The sequence below is a fragment of the Rhizobium oryzihabitans genome, from assembly GCF_010669145.1.
GTDB lineage: Bacteria > Pseudomonadota > Alphaproteobacteria > Rhizobiales > Rhizobiaceae > Agrobacterium > Agrobacterium oryzihabitans.
Genome location: NZ_CP048635.1, coordinates 493,514 through 519,378, shown reverse-complemented (window position 1 = coordinate 519,378; position 25,865 = coordinate 493,514). Strand labels below are relative to the sequence as shown.

Below are 25,865 nucleotides of genomic sequence, written 5' to 3'. Positions count from 1 at the left end.
AGGCCATTTGCGCACTGTGTCGCACAGCTCTTCAATGTGAGAGGGCAACAAAGGATATTTGCCTCTTCGGAAAAGAAAATCTGACTGGAGGCGTGAGTGCGGCCTATTCAAAGGAGGGGTACAGTAATTCATAATTTTAGTAGACTATTGAATCGCGCAATGATCTTTCAACAAAGGCCGGGACTATAAACGAACATGCCGTGCCAGCCGTGCCTGTCATCATGCATTCTGCGTGGGCATGCGCCGCATTGAACGGCTGTCCGGAACGGGGATGGCTGCATCTGCGCTGCTAAGCTTCAACACTCATTTCCGGACCTTACAGCCATGCCCCTTTCCCATATCTCCCACTTCGCCTTTCTGGTTCCCGGCAATTATCATGATGATGATCCAGCGCTGGGGCTGGAGGAAACCCTGCAGCTTTTCGAAGCCGGGGAGGCGCTGGGTTATGACAGCGCCTGGGTTCGCCAGCGCCATCTGGAACGCGGCGTGTCCTCGGCTGCCACCTTTCTCGCAGCGGCGTCGCAGCGCACGAAGCGGATCGGGCTCGGCACCGCCGTCATCCAGCTCGGTTACGAGAACCCTTTCCGGCTGGCCGAAGATCTCGCCACCGTAGATGTGCTGTCACACGGACGGCTGAATGTCGGCGTTTCCGTGGGCGCGCCGCCTTTCGCCCATCTGATTTCGGATTACGTCGATACGGCACCCGATGCGGATTTCAGCCATGCCCGTGCCGAAAAGCTCGCCAGGGCCTTGAGATCGGAACCGCTGTCCAGCGAAACGGAGGCGGGCAATGCGGCGGGCGCGCAGGTGCCGCGCCTTCGGCCCTTTGCCAGGGGTTTGACCGACCGGCTGTGGTATGGCGGCGGATCGCAGAATTCCGCGCGCTGGGCGGGGAAGGCGGGCTTTAATCTCCTGACCGGCAATATCGTCAGCGGTGAAAATACCGATGATTTTCTGGCGGCACAGGCGGCCCTCGTTGCCCGCTTCCGGCAGGAATGGGCGCATGAGCGCCAGCCGCGCGTCGCACTCGGTCGCGTGATCCTGCCGACGGACAGCGCCAGCCCGGCGACCCGCCGCCGTTATACCGAATTTGCGGCTGAGCGTGACAAGCGCACGCATACGCCGCATGGTGCGCGCCGCACGCTTTTTCTGCCTGATATCGTCGGGACGACGGATGAAATTCTGGGGAAGCTGTCGCGCGATCCCGTTCTGCCGCATGTCTCGGAATTCCGTCTGGAACTGCCCTATGAATTCCAGCCGGAAGACTATCGCCAGATCGTGACGGATTTCGCGTCCGTCGTGCCGCAGCTTTCCGGCGGGCGGCCCGTTTTGAAAGTGGCGACAGCTCAATAGCGTCGTCACGACTTCGCCATTCCTGCGCCGAGCGTCGGAATGGCGAAGGATGGGGGGAACAGTGTCAGTCCGGCTGGGGCAGGCCGTATCTGTCGCGTATAGTCGTGCCTTCGTATTCGCGCGGGTAAACGCCACGATCCTGAAGCACCGGCACGACTTGTTGGACGAATTCGGCGATATCATCAGGGGCGCGGGGCGGCTGCAATGTGTAGCCGTCAACCGTGCCGTCCTGCCAGAGGTCGATGATGCCGTCCGCCACCTCTTCCGGTGTGCCAAGCAGCAGCCGATGGTGCCCCTCCGAGCGCCGCACGGCCTCGCGGGCGGTGAGCTTTTCATGGCTCAGCAGATCGGAAAGGCCAAGCCCCATGCCGACTGCCCATTGCCGGTTCTGGTCGGGAATGAAGCGTTCCGCATCCAGCTTCGCGTCGGGATCAAAATCACGCGGATCGATACCGTTTTCCTTGGCGAACCGTGCCAGAAGACCGTCTTCCGAGCCGGTTCCGCTGTAAAGTTCGTGTTTGCGCAACGCTTCCTCACGCGTCTCTCCGAGAATGACGACGAGACCCGGAACGATGCGGATGCCCGAGGGATCGCGGCCGAAGGAGACGGCGCGGTCACGGACCTTTTTGCCAAAGGCCTGGCCGGCGGGGCGGGACAATATGTTGCAATAGATGATCTCGCCGTGACGCGCCGCCAGATCAATGCCGCCTTCGGAAGCGCCGGCCTGGGCAATGACGGGGTGACCCTGCTGTCCGCGCGGCACGTTGAGCGGGCCTTTCACATGGAAATATTGCCCCTCATGATCGATCGTCTCGGCTGTAGCTGCATCCCAGAAGCGGCCTTCGGGCACCTCGCCTTCGCGGCGGGGATCCCAGCTCGACCAGAGCTTTTTCGCGACATCGAGAAATTCGGTCGCCTTGGCATATCGCTCATTGCGCGGCGGCAGCGGGTCGTTGCCGAAATTGGCGGCGACACTGGGATTGAAGGAGGAGACGATGTTGACGATCAACCGGCCGCCGGTGACGATATCGATGGATTGCGTTCGTCTCGCAAAATTATAGGGCGAATTATAGGTGGAGGACACCGTCGCCACAAAGCCGATATCCGGCACCTGTGCGGCAAGCGATGTGGAGAGGATGAGCGGATCGATGGTGTGAAACGGCCGGCTTGTCGGGTCGGTCAGTAATGCTGGATGATCCGAAAGGAACACGGCGTCGAACCGGCCTTTGTGGGCCAGTTCCGCCAGTCGCCGGTAATAGCCGATGTCATTGATATCGTGCCGGTCTCCGCTCCTGTATTTCCAGGCATTGGCGAGGTATCCGGTGGTGTTGATGCCGACATTGAGATTGAGCCGGCGTTTGTTCGTGCTCATGCTGCCACTTTTTCTTTTTGGGTCTGTTGGATTGCCGGCTTGCACATCCGGCGCAATTGCGGGGAAGCGTAACAGCCGGGGTTCCGGTCGCGAGTTAAAAATCCTTGCTGTCAGGAGAAGAAAAACTTTCGCGCCATGGCTGTCCGCTCCCGGGAGACGCCCCCACGTCGAGCGCCGTTAGCTGTCGAAGCTTCGTCCGAAAATGATGTCATTTCCGAAAGGATATTTTTTCAGAAGCGTAAAGCGCCGTTGATATGGAAACGAATTTCCTCAACGGCCTCTCAAATAGTACACTTTATCTATAGAAAATATTTTATGACGTGTAGCGTGCTGCCCAGATCACAATTGAGAGGACGAACGCCATGGCTGATGCGGCCCTTCGCCAAGCAACCCACCCTGAAACAGTCTGGTACACACGTTGCCCGGCGCCCACGCCGCTTTCCATCGCGGTGCAGCTTGGCTGGATCGAGGAGAGTTTCGCCGGCTATGGCATTACCGTTTCCTCCATTCGCGATGCGGCCGACCCGGCCATTCGCCAGAGCCATTTCGATCACCGTCTGGACTGGTCTTTCCGCCAAGGCGGCAATATTCCGCCTATCTGGGCAAAATCCGGCGGACGCCAGACGCGTCTTGTCGGGTTGACAAGGACCGACGAGTTTCAGGCGGTCATAGCCCTGCCAGCCAGCGGGATAACAAAGGGCGGCGAACTGAAGGGCCGGCGCATCGGGCTGCCGAAACGGCCGAACGAAACCATCGACTTCCAGCGCGCGACATCGCTCAAGGGCATCGTATCGGCACTGACCGTTTCCGGCCTTTCCGTCGCGGAGGTCGAGCTGGTCGATCTCACCGCTACCGAGCCAGTGCTGCTCGGGCCGGCTGACGACAGGTTCCATGGCTTGCGCCGCCGGCTGCCCTATGGGGAGGAGATCGCGGCATTGCATCGCGGGCAGATCGATGCGTTTTTTGTCAAGGGAGCGGAAGGCGTCACCGTCGCCAATCTCATTGGCGCGCACGTCGTCGTGTCGACCGGCTTTCACCCCGATCCGAAAATCCGCATCAATAACGGCACGCCACGTCCTTTGACTGTGGATGCCAGATTTACCGATGAAAGGCCCGATCTGGTCGCCGACCTCTTGGCTACGGTACAGCGGGTTTCCGGCTGGGCGAATGATAATCCGGCGGAAGCGGTGCGTTTCATCGCCCGCGAGATCGGTGTCAGCGAGGAAGCGGTTATCGCCGCCAACGGGGCGGATGTGTACCGAAGCCTGAGGCTCGATCTCGATCCGGCGGAGCTGGATGCGCTCAGTCACTTCAAGGATTTCCTGCTGGAATGGAAATTCATCCCTGACGATTTCGATGTGAACGATTGGGTCGATCCGCGCGCCCTTTCTTTACTGCAACCTGCTGCGAAGTGAGGGCGTCATGACGGCAACCATTCTTGTAACGGGTGCAACCGGTAAGCTCGGCCAACGCGTCGTCACCCGTCTTTTGCAGAAAGAGGCGAAGGTTCGGGTGCTGACCCGCCGGCGTGAGGATGCGCTCAAACTCTGGGGCGACAGGGTGGATATCGCGGAGGGAAACTTTTCCGATCCGACCAGTCTGAAAGAGGCCTCACGCGGAATAGGCACGGTGTTCCTGCTTTCCCCAATCGGTGAAACGCTGGCGGCGGACCAGAATGCGGTCATCGATGCCGCTCTCTCCGCCGGCGTATCGCGGATCGTGAAAATCTCCGGCTCCGACTGGACCATCGCCAATGCGGCACGCTCCATCTCGGGTGCGGCCCATGCCGAGGTGGAAAAACACCTGACCGGGAGCGGCATTGCGCATGCGGTGCTGCGGCCGAATGCCTGGATGCAGGTGGCGCTGGAACCTGTCGTCGCAGCACTACGCAAGGGGAAGATGTTCCCGCCCGTTTCGGCGATGCGGCCGTTTCCTTCATCGATGCCGACGATATAGCCGATGTGGCGGTTCACGCCCTGACCGCGAGCGTGCCTGTTTCCGGCGCCTTCGTGCTGACGGGTGGCGAAGCCTTGACGGCGCTGGAAATCGCCCGCATCGCGGCTCGTATCCTTCATCGCCCCGTCGGGATATCGCATAATTCCGGCACAGCATTTCCACCGCATATCGGTGTGTTCGAACAGAAGGCGATTGGGGAATTCGGCCAACTCATCCGCGAAGGCCTCGCGGCCTCCGTCAACGATACCGTCCACCAGATCACCGGCCGGTTGCCCCGCAGCGTGGAAGACTATCTGCGTGCCCGGCTAGCAGCGACCACCCCGCAGGGCGATCATTCCGAGGGAGAAAAGACATGGCGCTGACTGTTCCTTTGCCTGAAGGTCCCGAGCTGAAAGGCCCAACTGATTTCGAAGACAGCCCGCTCAGCCGCGCGGTAAAACAGCCGCTGATGCTGGGACTGTTCCTCAATCTGCAGGATATCAATTTCTCCAGCCTGCCGACCAGCAATAGCTGGACCTTCGATTACAATGCGGAACTGGTGAAGCGGGCGGAAGAGCTTGGTTTCGAAATCGCCTTCAGCCGCACGCAATGGCTGCCCAAGGGCGGATATGATGGCGAATCCTCGCTCGACAGTTTCATTGCGCTGGGCGCCATGGCGGCGGTCACGAAGAGCATTCTGCTGATCTCCACCATCCATGTGCTTTACGGTCCCCTGCACCCGCTTCATCTCGCAAAATATGGCGCGACGCTGGATCATATCGCCAAGGGACGCTGGGGCATCAACATCGTCACGGGCCACCGCGCCGTCGAGCATGAAATGTTCGGCTGGCAGCGGATCGACCATGACAAGCGCTACGATATGGCGGGCGAATTGTTCGATGTGCTTCACCGCCTGTGGGGAGAAACCGAGAACTTCTCCTATGAGGGCAAGTTGAACCCCTGGGCCATCAACAGTGGCTGGATAACGCCGAAGCCCGCCTTTGGCCGCCCGCCGCTGGTGACGGCGACCGGTTCACCGGCCGGTATTGATTTCGCCGCCCGCCATTCCGATCTGGTTTTCGTTACCTCGCCCGGCGGCGCGCATATCGACAGCGCGCTGGAAACGCTTCCCGATCATATCGCCACCATCAAGAACCGCGCCAAGGCCTATGGCCGGCAGGTGAAGATGCTCATCAACCCGATCATCGTCAGCCGTGACACGGAAAGGGAGGCGATCGCCTATGCCGACGCCATTGAGGCCGGAAAACCGCAGTCCGGCACCCGTGCCTTTGCGACCAACAATTACGACAGCGACGCCCATGCCTGGCGCGGCCGCGGCGATGCGCGTCACAAGCAGGGGCGCAATCTCGGTGGCAATATCGAAATCATCGGCTCGCCGGAGCAGGTGGTCGAGCAGCTTGTTGGCCTGAAAAAGGCCGGCATCGATGGCGTGCAGCTGAATTTCTACGATTTCCGCGAAGACCTCGAATATTTCGCTGAGCGCATTCTGCCCTTGATGAAGGAAGCTGGCCTGAGGCTCTGACGCCTCTCCCGCCTCAGCTTTCCAGTTCCGAAGCTTAGCACTTCGCAATCGCCGAGATTGCGAGAACGATATTTTTTGCCCTGAGGAGATACCGTGAATATTGCCGTCGATCCCGTCAAAACGCCCGCGCCGAAAATCCTCGACCGGATCGGGACCTATGTTCCCGAACTCGTCTCCATCCGCCATGATATTCACCAACATCCGGAAATCGGTTTCGAGGAAGTGCGCACCTCCGGTATCGTTGCTGAAAAACTCGCCTCCTGGGGCATCGAGGTGCATCGCGGATATGGCAAGACCGGCGTGGTCGGCGTGCTGCACGGTCGGCACGCGGGCAACCGTTCCATCGGGCTGAGGGCCGATATGGATGCCCTGCCGATGCCGGAAGAAACCGGGCTGCCCTATGCATCGGTCTATCCCGGCAAGTTCCACGGTTGCGGGCATGATGTGCACACCACCATATTGCTCGGCACTGCCCGCTATCTGGCGGAAACCCGTGATTTTGCCGGCACGGTGATCTTCATTTTCCAGCCCGCCGAGGAAGGTCTGGGTGGCGCACGCGCCATGATCGCCGATGGGTTGTTCAAGGATTTCCCCGTCGATGAGATTTACGGGTTGCACAATTCCTCCCATGCAGCACCGAACCATCTGAAGGTCTCGCCCGGCACCATTCTGGCAGGCGCCGATTTCTTCGATATCCGGCTGAAGGGCAGGGGTGCCCACGCCGCCCACCCGGATGTCTCGCGTGATCCGGTGCCGGCAACGGGAGAACTCATTCAGGCCTTACAGACCATCGTCAGCCGCAATGTGCCGCCGACCGATCCCGCTGTCCTGTCGATCACCCGCATCGAGGCGGGATCGGCCTATAATGTCATTCCCGAAACGGCCTCGATTGCGGGCACGGTGCGGGCCTTCTCCGACAGCGTACGCGAGACCATAAGGGGCCGAATCCGCACGATTTCCGATCACATTGCCGCCGCTTATGGGCTCTCCGCCGAGGTGGATATTCGCGATATATTCTCGGTTTTGACCAATGATGAAGCATCGGTGGAGATCGTTGCCGGAGTGGCGCGCGAGGTTCTCGGAGACGAGCGCGTTTCCACCGAGCCTGGCCGCTTTATGGGTAGCGAGGATTTCGCCGATCTCCTGAAACATGCGCCCGGTGCGTTTTTCACCCTCGGTCATTCCGGCACCGTGCCAGCCCATAATCCCGGTTTCATTGTCGACGATGCAATCTTGCCGGTCGGTGCCACCTTGTTTGCCCGGCTGGTCGAAACCCGGCTGAAGCCTGCCTGAAAATTTTAAAAACAAGCCTGCAAGAGGAAACATCCATGGATATTACACGACGTAAGACATTGCTTTTGAGTGCTGCGCTAGGTGCGGCCATGCTGCTGCCATCCCTGCCGATACTGGCGGCGGAAACCCCGAAAAAGGGCGGTATTGTTACCCTTGCGGGTCTCGGAGAGCCGACGACGCTTGTGCCGCTTTCCGATTCCAATACGCGCACGCGCGCCATTTCCACCAAAATCCTTGAAGGTCTGGTGCGCTTCGACAGCGAGTTCAAGCCGCATCCGGTTCTCGCCGAAAGCTGGGAAACCTCCGCTGACGGGCTGCGCTACACCTTCAAGCTGCGCAAGGGCGTCAAATGGCATGATGGCAAGGATTTCACCGCGCAGGATGTGAAATTTTCCCTGCTCGCCTTCAAGAAGGTGGGCCCACGCGGCCGCATCACCTTCGCCAATGTTTCCGATATCGAAACGCCCGATCCGCTCACGGCCGTGGTGGTGCTGTCCAAACCCGCGCCCTATCTTCTGCGGGCGTTGACCGGCGGCGAAACGCCCATTCTGCCGGCCCATGCCTATGCTTTGGAAAACTACAATGAAAGCCCGAACGGCAACGCGCCCGTCGGCACCGGCCCCTTCGTGTTCGAGGAATGGAAACGCGGTAGCTATGTAAAGCTCAGGAAGAACCCGAACTACTGGCAGGCCGATCTTCCCTATCTCGATGGCTTCGTGGCGCGGTTCGTCGCCGATGCGGCCTCCACCACCATCTCGGTGGAAACGGGCGAGGCGGATTACACCGCCGATGTTTCCTACAGCGATCTGGAGCGCCTTCGGCAAAATCCCAAGCTTTCGGTGGAAGTCTATACCGACTCCTATCTCAACAATGCCGCCATATTCGAGTTCAATCTGGAGAACCCGATCCTCGCGAAAAAGGAGGTCCGGCACGCGCTGGCCCATGCCATTGACCGTAATTTCATCAATGACGCCATCTTCTTTGGCACGGCAAAACCCGCCGGTTCGAACATTCCGGCGGTCTTCACCACCTATAATGACGAGAAGCCTTTCACCTATCCCTTTGATCTGGCCAAGGCGAACGAGCTGCTCGATAAAGCGGGGTATCCGAAGGGCGCGGATGGCACCCGTTTTTCGCTGCGGCTGGCCTTTCTGCCCTCCGACGTCTTCCGCAAAACCTCCGAATATCTGCGCTCGTCCTTCGGCAAGCTCGGCGTGAAGGTGGATATCGTGGAAGGCGATCTCGCCACCTTCATCAAGCGCGTCTATACGGAGCGTGGTTTTGATCTCACGGTGAACGGCATCAGCCGGCTGTTTGATCCGACGGCGGGCGTGCAGCGCCTCTACTGGTCGGATGGCATCAAGAAAACCGCGCCCTATGTCAACGCCGCCCACTACAACAATCCCAGGGTGGACGATCTTTTCCGTGCCGCCGCGATTGAAGTGGATGAAACGAAACGGGCGGGCAGTTCCACGACATCCAGAAAATCACCGGGGACGAATTGCCGAATTTCTCGATCGTCGCCCTGCCGACCGTCATTCTGCGCAACACCAGCCTCCGGTCGCTCGTCACCACGATTGATATCGCCTATGGCGATTTGTCGACTGCCTGGAAAAGTGAGTGAGCTTTGGCAAAGTGGCATCCTCCACACTCCGTCACCCCGGACCAGTTCCGGGGTCCAGCACGATCAAGTCCTTGATCGCGAAAGAGTCCCTTCACGGCGCAGACGCACCGTGGCTGGATGCCGGGTCATCCTCGGGCTTGTTCCGGGGACCGGCATGACGGAAGAGAGGTCTGCGACCATCGACATTAACCCGGCCATTCCGCCGGGTTTTTTATTGCCGGAAACTGGCCTCCGTCCGTTTTGTCGCCTTCGCGCGGCAAGCCCGTTTTCGGAAAAAACATTTCTCGTGAAACAGGTCGTCAAGAACAGCGATGCCGGCTATCCAAACCCTGAAAAAATCAGTTTCATCAAAGATTTAGAGCGAAGGAATTCTTCGTTTCAAAGCAAGAATTGCTTTCTGGACCCACGCTTTGACCACCTGCAATGTGCTCATGAAATCTCACCCGCAAATGATGGATGCCATGGCCAAGGATACGCTTTTTTTGATTGCCCCCGGTTTTGAGGACCCCAGGCACCCCGGTGTCCGGTTCGTCTGCCCGCATTGTAACCAGATCGAAGGCCTGATTGCCGCCTTTCCGGACTTAGCCGCCGGGATCGATATCCACCGGGTTGGTTTTCAGCGTCCGCGCGAGGCGGTCATCGCCGCTGCGGGTGAGGAAAACCAGTCGTTGCCGCTGTTCGTCTTTGCCGGCGATGCGCCCGCTGACGCCACGGTAAAGGGCGACACGCACTTCATTCAGGACACCAAACGAATTTTGCAAATCCTCGCCGAGCGCCACGGGTTCCCGCAGCTGCACTGAGTTGCCGCACCCCGCCCATCGGATTTTTTCGGAGACAGACATGACCTTTTCCAGACGCCAGTTTCATAAAATTGCACTTGCCGCCGGCGCTTTCGTGGCGCTTCCCGGCGGTTCTTTCGCCGCTGCCGAAGAGCCAGTTTCGGGCGGTACGCTCAAGATCGTCTATTTTCCCGAGCCGACGCAGCTCGTGGCGATCAATACCAGCGCGGGCGGTCCGCAGTTCATCGGCTCGAAGATTTATGACGGGCTTCTGACCTATGACTACGAGCTTTCGCCAAAGCCGAGCCTTGCCAAAGAATGGAGCGTTTCCGCCGACGGGCTGGAATATGTCTTCCATCTGCAGCCGAACGCGAAGTTTCATGATGGCAAGCCGGTGACATCGGCGGATGTGGAATTTTCGATCCTGCGGCTGAAGGAAGCCCATCCGCGCGGCCGGGCGACTTTCTCGCATGTTGAAAGCGTCGATACGTCCGATCCGCTGGTCGCGAAGGTGAAGCTTTCCAGGCCGGCGCCGGGATTGATCACCGCGCTCGCCTCGTCTGAATCGCCAATCGTGCCGAAGCACATCTTTGAGACCTTCAAGCCGACCGATAATCCGAAGCCCGCCCAGATTATCGGCAGCGGTCCTTTCGTGCTGAAGGAATGGGTGCCGGGCAGCCATATTCTTCTGGAAAAAAATGCCGACTACTGGGACGCGCCACGCCCTCATCTCGACCGCGTCATCATTCGCCTCATCAACGATGCCGGCGCACGCGCGGCGGCGCTGGAAACCGGGGAGGGCGACATTGGCCCGAACCCGGTGGCGCTTGCCGATCTGGAACGGCTGAAATCCATCCCGACGCTGAAGGTGGATGACCGCATCTATGCCTATGCCGGCCAGCAAAACCAGCTCGTCATCAACCTTGAGAACGAATATCTGAAAGAGCTGAAGGTGAGGCAGGCCATCGCCCACGCGATCGACGTTCCGGCGCTGATCGATACCGTGCTTTACGGTTATGCCGTGCCATCGCCCACGCCTATCAGCCCCGGCCTTGCGAAGTTCCACAATCCGGATATCGGCTTTGCCAAATTCGACGTAGCGCTGGCTGAAAAACTGCTGGATGAGGCAGGCTTCCCCCGCAAGGAAGGTGGCAAGCGCTTCAAGCTCCGGGTCACCACCAACCCGTTCAATCCGCAGACCTATTCGGATTTCATCGCACAGGCGCTATCGAAGATCGGCATCGAGGCGGATATCCAGAAATTCGATTTCGGCACCTATGTGAAGGTCGTTTATACCGACCGCGCCTGGGACCTTTCGGTCGAATCCCTCTCCAATACCTTCGATCCGACGGCCGGCGTGCAGCGCGTCTACTGGAGCAAGAACTTCAAGATCGGCCTGCCGTTCTCGAATGCCAGCCATTACGCCAATCCGGAAGTGGACCGGTTGCTGGAAGCGGCGGCGGTGGAGCCGGATATCGAAAAGCGCGCGGCCTTCTTTAGGGAGTTTCAGGCCGTGGTCGCCAAAGATCTTCCCGTCATCAATCTCGTTTCTCCCATCCAGCCGGTCGTCGGCAGCGTCCGCATCAAGGATTACGCGACAGGGGCGGAGGGTCTCAGCGGCAATCTCGCCAAAGCGTGGGTGACGAAGGAGGCGTGAGCCTCTTCACCTTTCATTCGCAGCCGTGTCAGAGATAAAAAGGGTTCATCGCCATGAGCAGAAAATCCGAGAAGCTGGTTCTCAATGCATTCATCTATCCGGGCGGACATCATGAAGCAGCCTGGCGCCACCCCGAGTCGGAGCCTCTCCGCGTCACTGATATAAGGCTCTATCAGGATATCGCCCGCAAGGCCGAGGCGGCAAAGCTGGATGCCATTTTCTTTGCCGATGCGCCGGTGCTGGATGCCAATATCCGCTATGCCGCCCGCCACCGGCTGGAACCGATCACCATGCTGGCGGCCTTGGCGGCCGTCACCGAAAAGATCGGCTTCATTGCGACGGCGTCCACTACTTATTACGAGCCATATAATCTCGCGCGGCTGTTTGCTTCTGTTGACCACATCAGCGGCGGCCGGGTGGGCTGGAACATCGTGACGACCTCGGCCGATGCGGCGGCCGGAAACTTCAATCTCCAGCAGCATCCGCCACATGCCGACCGTTACCGTCAGGCGACTGAATTTGTCGATGTGGTGACGAAGCTCTGGGACAGCTGGGAAGACGATGCCATCGTCGCCGACAAGGAGAGCGGTCTTTTTGCCGATACGGACCGCATTCACCCTGCCAGTCATGATGGCGAATTCTACCGGGTACGGGGTGCGCTCAACCTGCCGCGCTCGCCGCAGGGCAGGCCGGTCTATGTGCAGGCCGGCTCTTCGGAGGAAGGGCGTGGCTTTGCCGCCCGTTACGCCGAGGCAATCTTTACCGCGCATCAAACTCTGGAGAGTGCGCGGTCTTTTTATTCCGACATCAAGAGGCGCGTGGCGGCCACGGGGCGCAATCCCGCCCATGTGAAAATCCTGCCGGGCATCAGCCCCTTCATCGCCTCCACCGAAGAGGAGGCGCGCAAGCTCGAGGCTTCTTTCAACGATCTCATTCAGCCGGCCTTTTCGCTCGGGCAGTTGCAGCGCATCACCGGTATTGATCTGTCATCCGCCGATCTCGACAAGCCCTTGCCGAAGGAGGCTGTGGAAGCGACACGCGCGCAGGCGGACAGCAGCCGCCATCAGCTGGTTCTCGATGTCATCGACCGGGAAAATCCGACGATCCGGCAACTGCTGCACCGACTTGCGGGCGGGCGTGGCCACAAGGTGATTTCGGGAACGCCGGAACAGGTGGCGGACTGGATAGAGACCTGGTTCCGTGAAGGTGCTGCCGACGGTTTCAACATCATGCCGCCCTGGCTGAATGGCGGGTTTGATATCTTCGTCGACGAGGTCGTGCCGATCCTCAAGCAGCGCGGACTGTTCCGCGAGGATTACGAGGGCGATACACTGCGCGATCATTACGGCCTGCCCCGGCCGGAAAACATCCATGCGACGAAGGAGTTGCAAAGGGAACGCGCCTGAGGTGGGACAGGCGTGTTCAGGCGGCGGCCTCGAGAGAGCGTGTATCCTCGCGCAACAGGGCGAGTAGAGATGCGATTTCCGGCAGCCGCCGCCTGTCAGGACTGGTCAGCAGATGATACCTGCTGGCGGTCGGCTGTGGTGCGCCGAAAGGTGCGATCAGACGACCGGTTTTCAGCTCATCCGAAATCAGCGAGTGGCGCGCAAGGCCGATGCCGTGGCTGGACAAGAGTGCCTCTATCAGCGCGGTCTGACGCGAAAAGCGCGGTCCGGTTGCCGAAAGCCGAAGCGGAATGCGGCAGGCGCGCAGCCAGTTTGCCCATTCGAAGGCAGCATCGGTGCCGTTGCCGCGCAACATCGCAAAAGAGATATCCCGAAGCCGCTCGGGTTCGCCACAAAGGCGATGACGGGCTGCAAAATCCGGGGTGCAGACGGCACTGACGGTGTCGGCAAAAAGCGGTTCGTGAATGAAGCCGGGGATTTGTCCGTGGGTGGCGACGATCGCGCAATCGGCATCGAAATGCGTGAGGTCGATGGCGTCGCCCTCGAGAGATTCAATCGAGATATCTACGTCTCCAAGGGCTGGAACGATGGTTCCCAACCGTGGCGCCAGCCATCGGGCCGCAAAACAGCCTTCCGCCAGAACCTTCACCTGCCGCCGGCCGCCGGAGGCCATGAGATCGGAAAGACTGCCGATCATCGTCTCGAAAGCGTCCGCAAGGCCGGGGTAAAGCGTGCTGCCGGCCTCGGTCAGCACCAGCTCGCCGCGCTGGCGGCTGAAGAGTGTTTGCCCGAGATGGGTTTCCAGAATGCGCACCTGCTGGCCGATTGCGGCAGTCGAGACATGCAGTTCTTCCGCCGCCCGCGAGAAGCTGGCGTGACGCGCGGCCACGACAAATGCGCGCAGGGCCGTCAGCGGCGGCAGCCGGGAAAGCGTCGGCAACCGGAAAGCCGCTCTTGCGACCGAAGGAGGGATAAATTCCGTTCTCATGGCCGTTTTCCCTTCATGGCTAGAATACCCGGCCTTCCCTGAGGTGCGTCGTAGTGCCGTTGAGGTAATAATCACCGATCACCCGCGCCTTGTGGGCAAGTGGATTGTGATTGTAGACCGTGCGGATATTGCGCCAGTGGCGGTCGAAATTCCGGTCGCTGGATGTCGCCGATCCGCCGCCGAGTTCGTAAAGGTTGGTGGCGACCGTTAGTGAAAGCTGCGATGCGATGATCTGGGTACGGGCGGTGGCGAGAGAACCTTCCAGCAAAGCCGCTTCTATCGCCTCTTCGTCGCCGCTGGAAAAGGCGGCGGCGGTCCTGTCGAGCGTTCTTGCCGCCTCGCGGATCAGCGTCTTGACGGCGAAGGCACCGGCGCTGATCTCGCCGAGCATCTTCTGCACAAAGGGGTCCTGATTGGCGGTTTCGGCGCTGCTGTGGAGCGTGGTGCGCGCCTGGCGCAGAACATAGTCGATGCCGTCGTTGAGTGCGCCCTGAACGGCACCGGCGGCAGAGGCAGCGAGGTGCAATTGTCGCATGGCCGAGCTGTGGCGCCCGATCTGGCTGCCGAGCTTGCGGGTCGTCAGTTCATGCGGGAGCACCTCGACATTTTCAAGCAAAACGCCGCCGCTTGCCGTCATGCGCTGGCCCATGCTGTCCCAGTCGTCGAGAATGGTGATCCCAGGCCGATCAAGCGGAATGAGGACGCCGATCGGCTGTTCGTCTTCGCCGACAGCGCTAAAGGTGCCGAAATCTGCGAAGGCGGTGCCGGTCGCATACCATTTGCGGCCGTTCAGACGATAACGGTCGCCATCGGCGCTGAGGCGCGTGGTGATTTCGCCGGGGCGTTTGGTCCCCTGTTCCGTGCTGGCGCCCGCAAAGAGCTTGCCGGTGAGGACATTTTCGAGGTGCCGCCGATCCTCAAGCTCGATCGGTGTGAGAGCGAGATTCTCGGTAAAATTGAAATGGCTGCGGAGTGCGTGCGGAATATTGCTGTCGGCTTCGCCGAGGATCATCAGCACTTCGATATAGTCGGCAATCGACCCGCCCGGGCCGCCCTTGGCCTCGGGGATGCGCAGCGTGCCGATCTTCGCCTGCTTGATTAGGCCGAAGATTTCGAAGGGAAGTTCCCGCTGGCGCTCACGGCGGGCGGCATCCCTGGCGGCAATAGCCGCAATGTCCCTGGCGCGGGCCAGAATGTCTTCTCGGCTCGGCACGCCGGAATTGTCGGTGGTTGCGGTCTGTATTTTAGGATTGGACATTGCGGGTTTCCCTGAACGGATGTGATGGCCTGCGGCACGGTCGCGCCGCAGGCATTTTCGTCTGGGCGATCAGGCGACCGCGCGCGGCTTGACGACCGGGCGGGGAGCGGGTTCGACATTGCGCGGCACACGGCCTTCGACGGGATGGCTCGGATCGTTGAAACCGGGCGTCGAGGGGTGGCCGGTGGTGACGAGGCTATCGACCAGCGCCTCGTCTTCCGCATCGATCTTCACGTCGAGGGCGCGGACGTAACCGTTCCAGTGCTCTTCGGTGCGCGGGCCGGTGATGGCTGCGGTGACGAACTTGTTGTTCAACACCCAGGCCAGCGCGAAATCGGCTGCCGAAACGCCCTTCGATGCGGCGTGCGCTGCAACCTTCTGGGCGATTTCGACCGATTCCGGACGCCATTCGGTTTCCAGAACACGCTTGTCGCCGCGGCCGACGCGGGTATCGGCGCCCGGCTGCTCGCCCGGTTGATATTTGCCGGTGAGCACACCACGTGCCAGCGGCGAATAGGAAACGACGCCAAGACCATAATGGTTGGCAGCCGGCAGCTGCTCGGCTTCCGCGGTGCGGTTGACGATGTTGTAGAGCGGCTGGCTGGCGATAGGCCGGTCGATGCCGAGCTGATCGGCCAGATGCGAAATTTCGGCAATACGCCAACCGCGGAAGTTCGAAACGCCGAAATAGCGCAGCTTGCCGGCTCGGATGAGATCGGCAATCGCGCGTACCGGCTCTTCCAGCGGCGCGTCGAAGACCGCGCGGTGGAAATAGAGAATATCGATATAGTCGGTATTGAGACGGCGAAGGGAATTCTCGACTGTTTCGATCACCCACTTGCGCGAATGTCCGCCGAGGTTCGGACCCTTGGTATGGGAATTGACGAATTTCGTTGCCAGAACCCAGTGGTCGCGGCTGGCCTTGATGCCGCGACCGACGACCTCTTCCGACTTTCCGTCGTGATAGACATCGGCAGTGTCGATGAAGTTGATGCCCTGCTCGCGTGCCTTGTCGATGATGCGGAAGGCCACGTCATCCGGCGTCGGGCCTCCGAACATCATCGTGCCGAGGCTCAGCGGTGAAACTTTCAGCGCGCTGCGTCCGAGATAGCGATAGTCGACCATTATGGTTGCTCCTTCAGTTTATTGGGCATGGTGGCAAGCCACGGCGTGGTTCTTGCCGAAAAGGGTGTAATCCGGCGCTTTTTCGCGACAGAGATCGGTGGCGAGCGGGCAGCGGGTGTGAAACCGGCAGCCGGATGGCGGGTTGTGGGGGCTCGGCAGGTCGCCGGAAATGGGCGCTGCCTGCTTGCGGCGCGCGGGATCGGGAACGGCTGCGAGAAGCGCACGGGTATAGGGGTGTTTCGGCGAGGCCCAAAGCTCCGCGGTCGGCGCGCTTTCCACGATCTTGCCGAGATACATGACGAGAACGCGATCGGAAAAATAGCGTACGACCGAAAGGTCGTGGGATACGAAGAGATAGGACAACGAAAGCCGTTTCTTCATCTCCACCAGAAGATTGAGGATCTGCGCCTGTATGGAAAGATCGAGCGCCGAGACAGGCTCGTCGCAGACGACCAGTTCCGGCTCGAGAACGAGCGCCCGGGCAATGCCGATGCGCTGGCGCTGGCCGCCGGAAAACTCGTGCGGATAGCGGTCGAGTGCATCCGGTGGCAGACCCACCTGCGCGACGATCGCCTCGACGATCTCCTGCTGTCGCGCCCTGTCGCCAATGCCGTGCACCTTCAATGGCCCGGTAAGGATGGTTCGCACCGTCTGGCGTGGATTGAGCGACGCGAATGGGTCCTGAAAGATCATCTGGATGCGGCGGCGGATGCCGCGCAACTGCGACGACGACATCGCCGTGACATCGGCGCCCTTGAAGGTGATCCTGCCGGAAGTGGGCTCCACCAGCCGCATGAGCGACTTGCCGAGCGAGGATTTGCCGCAGCCTGATTCACCCACCAGCGCCACGGTCTCGCCCGCCTCGATGTCGAGCGACACATCGTCGACGGCGCGGACTGTTCCGCGTCCTCCCGAATAGTGGGTGGAAAGACTATGCACTGACAAGAGCGTCATCGGATACCTCTTGGGATGTGGGGGATACGAAGGGGCAGGCGGCGTAGCGGCCTTCCGAGACGAGCCTCAGCGGCGGTACGAACTGCCCGCAGAAACCGCGGGCGCTCGGACAGCGTGGCCGGAAGGCGCAGCCGCGCTCGCCCGTAGCGGAAACGATTGAACCCGGAATTTCGATGAGTGGCCCGTCGCGATAATGCTGGCCGTCTTCGGCGCGCGGAGAGGCAGCCAGCAGGCCGCGCGTATAGGGGTGGTAAGGATTGGAGAAAACCGGTTCAGGCAATCCTTCTTCCACCTTGCGGCCAGCATACATGACCATCACCCGGTCGGCCCATTGGGCCACGATGCCGAGATCGTGGGTGATGAGGATGACGGCCATGTTGAGATCGCGGCGCAGATTGTCGAGCAATTGCAGGATTTGCGCCTGTATCGTCACGTCGAGCGCGGTCGTCGCCTCGTCGGCGATCAGCAGTTTGGGATTGCAGGCAACGCCGATGGCGATCATCACGCGCTGGCGCATGCCGCCGGAAAGCTGGTGCGGATAATCGTCCACCCGGCGCCGGGCGTCGGGAATATTGACGAGGTCCAGAAGCTCGATAGCGCGTTTGCGCGCCTGATGCCTGTCGATCTTTTCATGGATGCGCAGCACCTCGATGATCTGTTCGCCGACCGTCAGGACAGGGTTCAGCGACGTCATCGGTTCCTGAAAGATCATGCCGATATCGCGGCCGCGAATGCCGCGCCATTGCCGCTCGGAAAGCGGCAGAAGATCGCGGCCTTCGAGCAGAACACGCCCGCCGGTCTTTGCATGCGATGGCAACAGGCCGATCAGGCCGAGCGCGGTCAGCGATTTCCCGGAACCACTCTCGCCGACGATGGCCAGCATTTCACCGGACTGCACATCGAAGCTGACGCCTTTAACCGGTTGAGCGGAGCCGAAGCTGACGGAGAGATCATGGACTTCAATCAGTTTGCTCATCGGCGTTCCTCCGAAAAACGGGGGTTGAGCGCATCGTTGAGGCCATCGCTGATGAGGTTCAGCGAAATGACGGTGAAGACGATGGCAAGGCCGGGAAGGGCGGTCAGATACCAGGCGGTGCGGATGACATCGCGGCCGGAACCGATCATTGACCCCCAGGAGACACGGTTGGGATCGCCAAGGCCCATGAAGGAAAGCGCTGCTTCCATAAGGATCGCGCCCGCCACCATGACCGAGGAGGTGACGATGATCGGCGGCAGGGCATTGGGCAGGATTTCCTGAAAGACGATACGCGCATGGCCGTAACCGAGGCTGCGGGCGGCGAGCACATAGTCTTTCTCGCGGATGGCGCGGAACTCGGCGCGGGTCAGGCGCGCCACCAGCGGCCAGGTGATGATGCCGATGGCCGATGTGACCGTGGTGACCGACGGCTGGGCGATGGCGACGAGCACGACGAGCAGCACGAAATTCGGCAGGGTCTGGAAGATTTCGATCAGCTTGACGAGAATATCGTCAATGACGCCGCCGAAATAACCGGCGAAAGCGCCGATTGTGATGCCGATCGTCAGCCCGATCAGAGTGGCGACGACACCCACGGTGAGCGAGATGCGCGCGCCGTGCACGATGCCCGCCAGCACATCACGACCCATGGAATCGGTGCCGAGCGGATAGGCTGGATTCTGCCCCGGCCAGAGGAAGGGACGAGCCACCATTTCCAAGGGATCACCGGGATAGATCAGCGGAGCCAGAAGTGCGGTGACGATGACGGTGGCGAGAAACAAAAGCCCGACGATGGCATTGGGATTGGTGAGAAAAATCTTCAGTTCCCGCCGCAGGCCGCGCCGCGGCACGGAGGCGGAGCGGGCTGAAAGCGCGTCCGGCGCATGAATATAGGGCCAGACCTTTTCTTCCGGTTTTTTCGGTTTGGGATTGCTCTCTTCAGCGCTGAGTTCGGCCGGGTCGAGAACTGCTGATGTATGGGAGGAATTCATCGGCTTTCTCCGATGCGGGGATCAAGCCATGCCTGCAACAGGTCCACGGCCGCATTGACGATGATGACGACGAGGGAAGAGAGAAGCAGAATGCCGAGCAGCACGCTGAAATCGCGGGCCATGACGGCTTCGAAAGCCAGACGGCCAAGCCCCGGCCAGCTGAAGACGGTCTCAACCACGACCGCGCCGCCCAGCAGGCCGCCAATATGCATGCCGGCCATGGTGGTGATCGGGATGAGCGCATTGCGCAGAATATGGCGTGTGGTCAGCCGGAGCGGCGAAACGCCTTTTGCCCGTGCCGTGCGCACGTAGTCCTGGGATTTGACTTCCAGCATCGCCGCGCGGGTAAGGCGGGCGTAAATCGCCAGAAAATAAAGCGCCAGCGAAAGGGCGGGGAGAACGATGTAGCGCAGCCTGTCCAGAAGGGCGTCAAGGCCGGTGAGGCTGCTGCCGATGGTGCTGTCGCCGCCAGACGGAAGCCAGCCGAGCTTGACCGAGAAGGTCAGGATCAGCATCAGGCCAATCCAGAAGCCCGGTACGGAATAAAAGATCAGTGAGCCAATCGAAATGATCCGGTCGGGCAGCTTTCCGGAAAAGAGCGCCATGATGGAGCCGAGGAAAACGCCGACGAAAATCGCAATGCCGAGCGCCGCGCCCATTAAGGCCAGCGTGCCGGGCAACCGCTGACCGATAAGATCGGCAACCGGCATGCCGTAGCGCGGCGAAAAGCCGAGGCTGAAATGGGCCAGATTGCCGAGATAGTTCATCAGCTGATGCACGACCGGCAGATCAAGCCCGAAGCGGGAGCGGATTTCGGCCATGGTCTCGACGGTCGCCGAACCCGCTTCCGCGGCCAGCACATCGGCCGCATCACCGGGCGCCAGCTGCAGCAGGAAGAAGTTCAGGATGACGATACCGAGAACCGTCGGAATGGCCTGAATGGCGACCCGCCTTGCCTGCGATAAAATCCGTTTCGAATTCGACATCGGCTCCAGTCCGTAAGCGTGGAAAACATGAAATCAGCCCCTGAAGGCGTGGGCATTAGTTGACTAATTTTATGGAATTTGTCAAAGAGTAATAGAATTATTTTCTGAAATTTACGGGAAAATGCGCCATAAAGAAAAGATAGTTCCTATTTATGAGAATGGTTGGTGCTTCATGCCAATCTCACTCTCGTCTGCGGAACAAACTTCTTCCCAAGCGCGGCCGTTCAGTTTTGCCGGTTTTTCGCCGGTTCAATTAAGGAGAGGTATCGCATGACTGTTTTCAACCAGACGACGCGGCGTGGATTTTTGCTGGCGTCTGTAGCGCTTGGCGTGGTGTCGCTGCCGGGGCTGAAGCTCAACGCGGCAGAGCCGGCACGCGGTGGCACGGCCACCCTGCTCATCTCATCGGAGCCGCCGGTTCTGACGACGATCGCGCACACGGCCTATAATTCTGTCTACATATCGCCCAAGGTCACGGAAGGGCTGCTGACCTATGATTTCGACCTCAATCCCAAGCCGCTACTGGCCAAATCATGGGATGTGAGCGTCGATGGCCTGCGTTACACCTTCAATTTGAGGCCCGGTGTAAAATGGCATGACGGCAAGCCTTTCACATCCGCCGATGTGGCGTTCTCCATCAACACCATCAAGGAAGTGCATCCGCGCGGGCGCAATACCTTCCTGAACCTTACCAGTGTCGAGACCCCGGATGATCTGACGGCGGTGCTGGTTCTTTCCAAGCCTGCGCCGTATCTGATAACGGCGCTCGCCGCCGCCGAAACGCCTATCGTGCCCAAGCATCTTTATGAAGGCACCAAAGTCACCGAAAACCCCATCAACCTCGCGCCTGTCGGCACCGGCCCATTCAAGTTCAAGGAATGGGTGCGCGGCAGCCATATCGTTTTTGAGCGCAATGCCGATTATTGGGATGCGCCGCGCCCCTATCTCGACAAACTCATCGTCCGCTTCATTCCTGACGCCTCGGCCCGCGCGATTGCCATCGAAACCGGTGAGATCGATCTCGCGCCCAGCACGCCGGTCGCCTATAGCGATCTCGACCGGCTGAAGGAACTGCCAAGCCTCGGCTTCGAGACCAACGGCTATCAATATACTAATTCGATCAGCCGCGTGGAATTCAACCTCGAAAAGGACGTGTTCAAGGATGTCCGCGTCCGCCGCGCCTTCGCACATGTGATTGACCGCAACGTCATCTTCAACACCGTCAATTTCGGTTATGGCGCGACGATCACCGGACCGATCAATCCGAAGCTGACGAAATGGTTCGTGGACGATCTGAAGACCTATCCGATCGATCTGAAGGCGGCCGAAGCGCTGCTGGACGAGGCGGGATACAAGCGCGGTGCGGATGGCACCCGCTTCAAGCTCAACCTGGACTATGTGCCGAGCACCGAAGCCTATCCGCGCGGCGCGGATTATATTCGTCAGGCGCTGGCAAAAGTCGGCGTGGATGTGACGGTACGGACGCAGGATTTCGCCACCTACACGAAGCGCATCTACACGGATCGGGATTTCGATTTTGCCTATGAGGGCATGAGCAATCTCTTCGACCCAACAGTCGGCGTCCAGCGGCTCTACTGGTCGAAGAACTTCAAGAAGGGTGTGCCTTTCTCCAATGGCGCCGCCTACAGCAATCCGAAGGTGGACGCGCTGCTGGAAGCTGCCGCTGTCGAGATCGATCCGGACAAGCGCGTCGCGCAATGGAAGGAAATACAGCAGATTCTCGTCGAAGACGTGCCGGCCATCGACATCGTCGCAGCACCCGAGATTACCATCTTCAACAAGCGCATTGCCGACCACACCATCGGTGCGGAAGGTGTGGCGGGAAGCCTTGCCTTCGCGCATATCGCCGCATCCTGATCTTTTTGCCGAACCCGGTCCGCCTTTGCGGCGGGCCGGGACGTCTCCCTTCCGTCAACAGGCACCGCAGCATCGCTTTCTGGTGCCATCGTTTTCATCGAGGCCAAAGCCATGAGCACGACACTTTCTGAAATCTGGTACACACGCTGCCCGGTGCCCACGCCCGTGGGGCTGGCGGCGCAGCTCGGGTATCTCGCGCAGACCTTCGAGGATGTCGGCATATCGCTGAAATCCATCATCGATTCGCCTGACCGTTCTGTCCGGCAGAGCCATTTCAATCACACGCTGGAATGGTCCTTCCGTCACGGCGGAAATGTGCCGCCCATCCGCGCCCGCTCGGAAGGGCGCAATACGCGGCTCATCGGGGTGACGTGGACGGACGAGTTTCAGGCGATCATCACCCTGCCGGAAACCGGCATCCGCTCGCTTGCCGATCTCGTCGGTCGCCGTTTCGGTGTGCCGCGCAGGCCGGAAGGCATTGTCGATTTTATGCGGGCGACGGCGCTGAAGGGCATCGTTTCGGCGCTTTCGCTGGAGGGGCTGAAGGTCGAGGATATCGAGCTGAAGGATATCGTCATCAAGGATTCCGTACTGGCGACACAGGAAGGACCATCCCTTTTCGGCCTGAAGCGGCGACAATCCTTCGGGAGGAGATTATTGCGCTGTTGCGCGGTGAGGTCGATGCAATTTTCGTCAAGGGAACCGCCGGCATCGCCGCCGCGAACCTGATCGGCGCCGTGCAGGTGGCGGAATTCGGTTTTCACCCTGACCCGAAGATACGTATCAACTCCGGTTCTCCCCGCGTGCTGACGGTTGACGGACGGCTTGCCGATGAGCGCCCCGACCTGGTGGAGCGGCTGGTTGCCGCCATTGCCAAAGCCTCGCTCTGGGCCGAGCAGCATCCGGAAGAGACCCGCCGTTTCATCGCGCGCGAGGCGGGTGCGACCGAAGAGCAGGTTCTGGCCGCCAATGGCCCGGATGTTCATCGCCATCTTGGCCTCGGCCTCGATGCGGACCTCGTTGCCGCTGTCGGCCACTACAAGGATTTCCTGCATCAATGGGGCTTCCTTGAAAACGACTTCGATCTCGCTGCGTGGATCGATGACCGTTTCGTCAAGACACGTGAAAGGGCGGTGGCATGAGCGGCGCTCTATCCGCCGTTCCGAGCCCGGAGCAGGCCTCAAACCCCGTCGCCATCGCAACCGCGCTCGCCGAAATTTTCAGCCTGACTGCGGCGGACCATGACAAAAGCGGCGAATTCGCCGCCGGCAATTTCGAGGCGCTTTTCAAATCGGGTCTGCTTGGTCTCGTGACGGCTGAAAAGGACGGCGGTTGGGGGGAGGGCATGGAAACCGCGCATGCCGTCATCACCGCCATTGCCAAGGGCGATCCATCCACCGCCCTCATCCTTGCCATGCATTACAGCGTCCACGCCGCCATCCGGCGCGGCAAGTGGCCGGCAGTGCTTGCGGCAAAAGTGCTGGCCGCCAATAACAGGGAGCCGGCGCTCCTGAACAATGCGCAGGCGGAGCCGGGCATCGGCTCGCCTGCCCATGGCGGCCTGCCAGAAACGACGGCGCGGATAGAGGGCGATGTCTGGGTGGTCAATGGCCGCAAGAGCTTCGTTACCGGCCTGCCGGGGTTGAAATGGGCGATCGTGCTTGCCGCCACGACGGAAGAGACGCCGCGCCTGATCCAGCTTCTGGTCCCGCTCGATGCGCCGGGTATCCGCTCGGAAAAGGCGTGGGAAGCGACCGGCATGTATGCGACCGCCAGCGACGATCTGGTGCTTGAGGAGGTAGGGGTGCCGCTTGCCGATCTCGTTGCCGAACAGCCGGCGGACGAGCCGCTGCGACGCGATGAAGCCGACGGTTATAATTTCTTCGTGCTTTTGGCTTCCGTCTATCACGGTGTTGCGCTTTCGGCGCGTGACGCCCTGTTGCGGCACCTCACGGGCCATGTCCCGGCCAGTCTCGGTGCGCCGCTATCCTCCATTCCACGCATTCAGGAAGGTCTCGGCCAGATCGAGGTGCTGCTTGCTGCGAACAGGCGTCTGCTTCTCTCCGTCGCCCGCGATATCGATGCGGGAGAGAAGGTGGGAACGGATGCGCTGGCCGTTCGCCACGTGGTGATCGACAATGCGGTGGCGGTGACGGATCTGGCGCTGGAGCTTGGCGGCAATCGCGGCCTTCGCCGGGACTACAATCTCGAGCGGCATCATCGCGATGCCATAACGGCAAGGGCGCATGCGCCGCAAAGCCACATGATCCGAACCATCCTCGGCCGCCAGAGCATCAAGGCTGTCGGCGGCTGATCCCAGAAGACATGGGCGGCTTTGTTCGGCAGGCCGCCCATTTTATCAGTCCCGGAGTAGCGGTAAAAGCCTGTCGCCCTGGCGTTCAATCTCCTGAAGATATGGCGTGTCGGAAAGAACGAAATGGGTGATGCCAAGCGCGCGGTATTTGCGCAGCGATGCGGCGACATCTTCCGCCGAACCGACGAGCCATGTCGTTGCGGCACCGCCGCCACCGAATTTGCCGGGTGCGGTGTAGAGATTATCGTCCAGCACATCGCTCTGCCTGTGCAGATCCAGCAGGCGGCGCTGGCCGACCGCGACGCCTTGCAGATGATCGTTCCAGCGCACCCCGTTGTTCGCAGCCATCTCGGCCACCTTCGCCTCCGCATCGCGCCACGCCTCGGCGGTCGTTTCACGTACCAGTGTGGTGATCCGCAGGCCGAATTGCAGCGGCGGCAGGTCGCGGCCGAGCGTCTCGCTGAAATGCCTGAGACGTTCGATCCGTTCGCGCACACCAGCAAGCGGTTCACCCCAGAAGAGCTGCACATCGGCCTCGGTTGCGGCAACCTGTTCGGCAGCCTCGGACGCGCCGCCGAAATAAAGCTTGGGATGTGGCCGGCCGGCGCGTTCAGCGATTCGCGGCGAGACGGTGGAGTTCCTGACCCGGAAATGGTCGCCATCGAAAGTGACGTTTTCCTCGGTCCAGAGCCGTCGCACCAGCCGCATGAACTCCTTCGTGCGCGCATAACGATGCGCCTGATCGCCTTCTTCGTCGCCATAGGCCGCAAGCTCGTCCCGGCCGGAAACGACATTGATTCGTACCCGGCCGCCGGAAAGCTGATCGAGCGTGGCAGCGGCCGATGCGAGATTGGCGGGTTTCCAGTAGCCGGGGCGGATGGCGATCAGCGGCTCGAATGTGGTGGTGCGCGCGGCAAGCGATGCCGCCACCGTAAAGGTATCCGGACGCCCCCAGCCGGTGCCGATCAACGCGCCCTTCCAGCCGTGGTTTTCCAGCGCCCTGGCATGGCTGGTCAATGTATCGAGGCTGTTGTGGTTTTCGCTGACGGCGTCGCCCCGATGTCCGGGTTTGACGTCATTGGGGATGTACCAGAGAAATTCGCTCGTGCTGCTCACATTATCCGCCTGAATTTTCGTTTTATGTCGCGGTGGAATGGCCCTGCCGAGGCTCGGCATTTGCCATTTCAGGGTTCGGGAGATTGAGGTCTCCGATAGTGCGAGAATGGCAAACCGGCGGCGGTCCGGCCAAGCAGCAGCGTTTCTTTTGGAAAGCGGCAGAGGAAAAGCTTTCCGCGCGGCTCATTCAATTAGAACATATTTTCTATGGAAAATATTTTAGGTAATGATTCCTCTGGTGCGGCACTAAAGCTGTTATGGAGAACGTATTTTTCGCGTGATCGGAATTGTCTGGATCGATTTTTCCTGAGGTCGG

Annotated in this window: 19 protein-coding genes and 3 pseudogenes; 13 read left to right on the top strand and 9 right to left on the bottom strand. The window is 60.3% G+C overall.

Translation table 11 applies throughout. From position 1 onward, the window contains the following. The first annotated feature begins 324 nt into the window (after positions 1-324). Entirely contained in the window at positions 325-1,353 is a 1,029-nt protein-coding gene (locus G3A56_RS19065; RefSeq protein WP_082185645.1) for an LLM class flavin-dependent oxidoreductase, read from the top strand. 64 nt (positions 1,354-1,417) lie between these two features. On the opposite strand, the gene G3A56_RS19060 is transcribed toward G3A56_RS19065, so the two are convergent. Further along, the gene (locus G3A56_RS19060; protein ID WP_082185646.1) at positions 1,418-2,725 is read right to left on the bottom strand and encodes an NtaA/DmoA family FMN-dependent monooxygenase; all 1,308 of its coding nucleotides are present in this window, start codon (positions 2,723-2,725) and stop codon (positions 1,418-1,420) included. 362 nt (positions 2,726-3,087) lie between these two features. Here G3A56_RS19060 and G3A56_RS19055 point away from each other — a divergent pair, with 362 nt between their 5' ends. The 9 genes and pseudogenes from G3A56_RS19055 to G3A56_RS19015 all read left to right on the top strand — a co-directional run bounded on the left by G3A56_RS19055 (position 3,088) and on the right by G3A56_RS19015 (position 12,962). Beyond that, a complete protein-coding gene (locus G3A56_RS19055) occupies positions 3,088-4,140 on the top strand; it encodes an ABC transporter substrate-binding protein (protein WP_082185647.1) in 1,053 nt (350 codons plus the stop codon). A 7-nt stretch (positions 4,141-4,147) separates the two neighbouring features. Then, a pseudogene (locus G3A56_RS19050) lies at positions 4,148-5,043 on the top strand (NmrA family NAD(P)-binding protein). After that, positions 5,034-6,203: an LLM class flavin-dependent oxidoreductase gene (locus tag G3A56_RS19045; protein WP_082185649.1), complete on the top strand. Its 1,170-nt coding sequence runs from the start codon at positions 5,034-5,036 to the stop codon at positions 6,201-6,203. Before G3A56_RS19050 ends, G3A56_RS19045 begins: the two are co-directional and overlap by 10 nt. Positions 6,204-6,296: 93 nt before the next feature. Next, positions 6,297-7,496, top strand: coding sequence for a M20 aminoacylase family protein (locus G3A56_RS19040; protein ID WP_082185650.1), 1,200 nt, complete (start codon positions 6,297-6,299; stop codon positions 7,494-7,496). Positions 7,497-7,531: 35 nt separating this feature from the next. After that, a pseudogene (locus tag G3A56_RS19035) lies at positions 7,532-9,120 on the top strand (ABC transporter substrate-binding protein). A gap of 154 nt (positions 9,121-9,274) precedes the next feature. After that, positions 9,275-9,622: a hypothetical protein gene (locus G3A56_RS29480; RefSeq protein ID WP_137067594.1), complete on the top strand. Its 348-nt coding sequence runs from the start codon at positions 9,275-9,277 to the stop codon at positions 9,620-9,622. Further along, complete coding sequence (locus tag G3A56_RS19025) at positions 9,570-9,920, top strand: DUF3088 domain-containing protein (protein ID WP_082185652.1); 351 nt, start codon at positions 9,570-9,572, stop codon at positions 9,918-9,920. Before G3A56_RS29480 ends, G3A56_RS19025 begins: the two co-directional genes overlap by 53 nt. Positions 9,921-9,960: 40 nt before the next feature. Then, positions 9,961-11,556 carry an ABC transporter substrate-binding protein gene (locus G3A56_RS19020; RefSeq protein ID WP_082185653.1) on the top strand — a complete coding sequence of 532 codons (1,596 nt, stop codon included), beginning with the start codon at positions 9,961-9,963 and terminating at the stop codon, positions 11,554-11,556. 53 nt (positions 11,557-11,609) lie between these two features. Further along, positions 11,610-12,962 (top strand): LLM class flavin-dependent oxidoreductase, encoded by a 1,353-nt coding sequence (locus tag G3A56_RS19015; protein ID WP_082185654.1) that lies wholly within the window; start codon positions 11,610-11,612, stop codon positions 12,960-12,962. Between the two features lie 16 nt (positions 12,963-12,978). Here the strand turns inward: G3A56_RS19015 and G3A56_RS19010 are convergent, their stop codons facing one another. The 7 genes from G3A56_RS19010 to G3A56_RS18980 form a co-directional block, all read right to left on the bottom strand. Then, entirely contained in the window at positions 12,979-13,950 is a 972-nt protein-coding gene (locus G3A56_RS19010) for a LysR substrate-binding domain-containing protein (protein ID WP_082185655.1), read from the bottom strand. Positions 13,951-13,969: 19 nt separating this feature from the next. Then, entirely contained in the window at positions 13,970-15,208 is a 1,239-nt protein-coding gene (locus G3A56_RS19005) for an acyl-CoA dehydrogenase family protein (RefSeq protein WP_082185656.1), read from the bottom strand. Between the two features lie 69 nt (positions 15,209-15,277). Then, a complete protein-coding gene (locus G3A56_RS19000; RefSeq protein ID WP_082185657.1) occupies positions 15,278-16,333 on the bottom strand; it encodes an aldo/keto reductase in 1,056 nt (351 codons plus the stop codon). Positions 16,334-16,351: 18 nt separating this feature from the next. Next, positions 16,352-17,287: an ABC transporter ATP-binding protein gene (locus G3A56_RS18995; protein ID WP_082185658.1), complete on the bottom strand. Its 936-nt coding sequence runs from the start codon at positions 17,285-17,287 to the stop codon at positions 16,352-16,354. Next, positions 17,265-18,263, bottom strand: coding sequence for an ABC transporter ATP-binding protein (locus G3A56_RS18990; RefSeq protein ID WP_082185659.1), 999 nt, complete (start codon positions 18,261-18,263; stop codon positions 17,265-17,267). Before G3A56_RS18990 ends, G3A56_RS18995 begins: the two co-directional genes overlap by 23 nt. Continuing rightward, on the bottom strand, positions 18,260-19,255 hold the full coding sequence (locus G3A56_RS18985) for an ABC transporter permease (protein ID WP_082185660.1): 996 nt from the start codon (positions 19,253-19,255) through the stop codon (positions 18,260-18,262). Before G3A56_RS18985 ends, G3A56_RS18990 begins: the two co-directional genes overlap by 4 nt. Next, positions 19,252-20,241, bottom strand: a complete 990-nt coding sequence (locus G3A56_RS18980; RefSeq protein WP_082185661.1) for an ABC transporter permease — start codon at positions 20,239-20,241, stop codon at positions 19,252-19,254. Before G3A56_RS18980 ends, G3A56_RS18985 begins: the two co-directional genes overlap by 4 nt. A 270-nt stretch (positions 20,242-20,511) precedes the next feature. On the opposite strand from G3A56_RS18980, the gene G3A56_RS18975 reads away from it, so the two are divergent. From G3A56_RS18975 to G3A56_RS18965, 3 genes and pseudogenes are all read left to right on the top strand, one after another. Continuing rightward, a complete protein-coding gene (locus G3A56_RS18975; RefSeq protein WP_082185662.1) occupies positions 20,512-22,119 on the top strand; it encodes an ABC transporter substrate-binding protein in 1,608 nt (535 codons plus the stop codon). Between the two features lie 111 nt (positions 22,120-22,230). After that, positions 22,231-23,261, top strand: a pseudogene (locus G3A56_RS18970) (ABC transporter substrate-binding protein). Further along, the gene (locus G3A56_RS18965) at positions 23,258-24,433 is read left to right on the top strand and encodes an acyl-CoA dehydrogenase family protein (RefSeq protein ID WP_082185664.1); all 1,176 of its coding nucleotides are present in this window, start codon (positions 23,258-23,260) and stop codon (positions 24,431-24,433) included. Before G3A56_RS18970 ends, G3A56_RS18965 begins: the two are co-directional and overlap by 4 nt. A gap of 45 nt (positions 24,434-24,478) precedes the next feature. Here the strand turns inward: G3A56_RS18965 and G3A56_RS18960 are convergent, their stop codons facing one another. After that, the gene (locus G3A56_RS18960; RefSeq protein WP_082186059.1) at positions 24,479-25,549 is read right to left on the bottom strand and encodes an LLM class flavin-dependent oxidoreductase; all 1,071 of its coding nucleotides are present in this window, start codon (positions 25,547-25,549) and stop codon (positions 24,479-24,481) included. Positions 25,550-25,865: the final 316 nt, after the last annotated feature.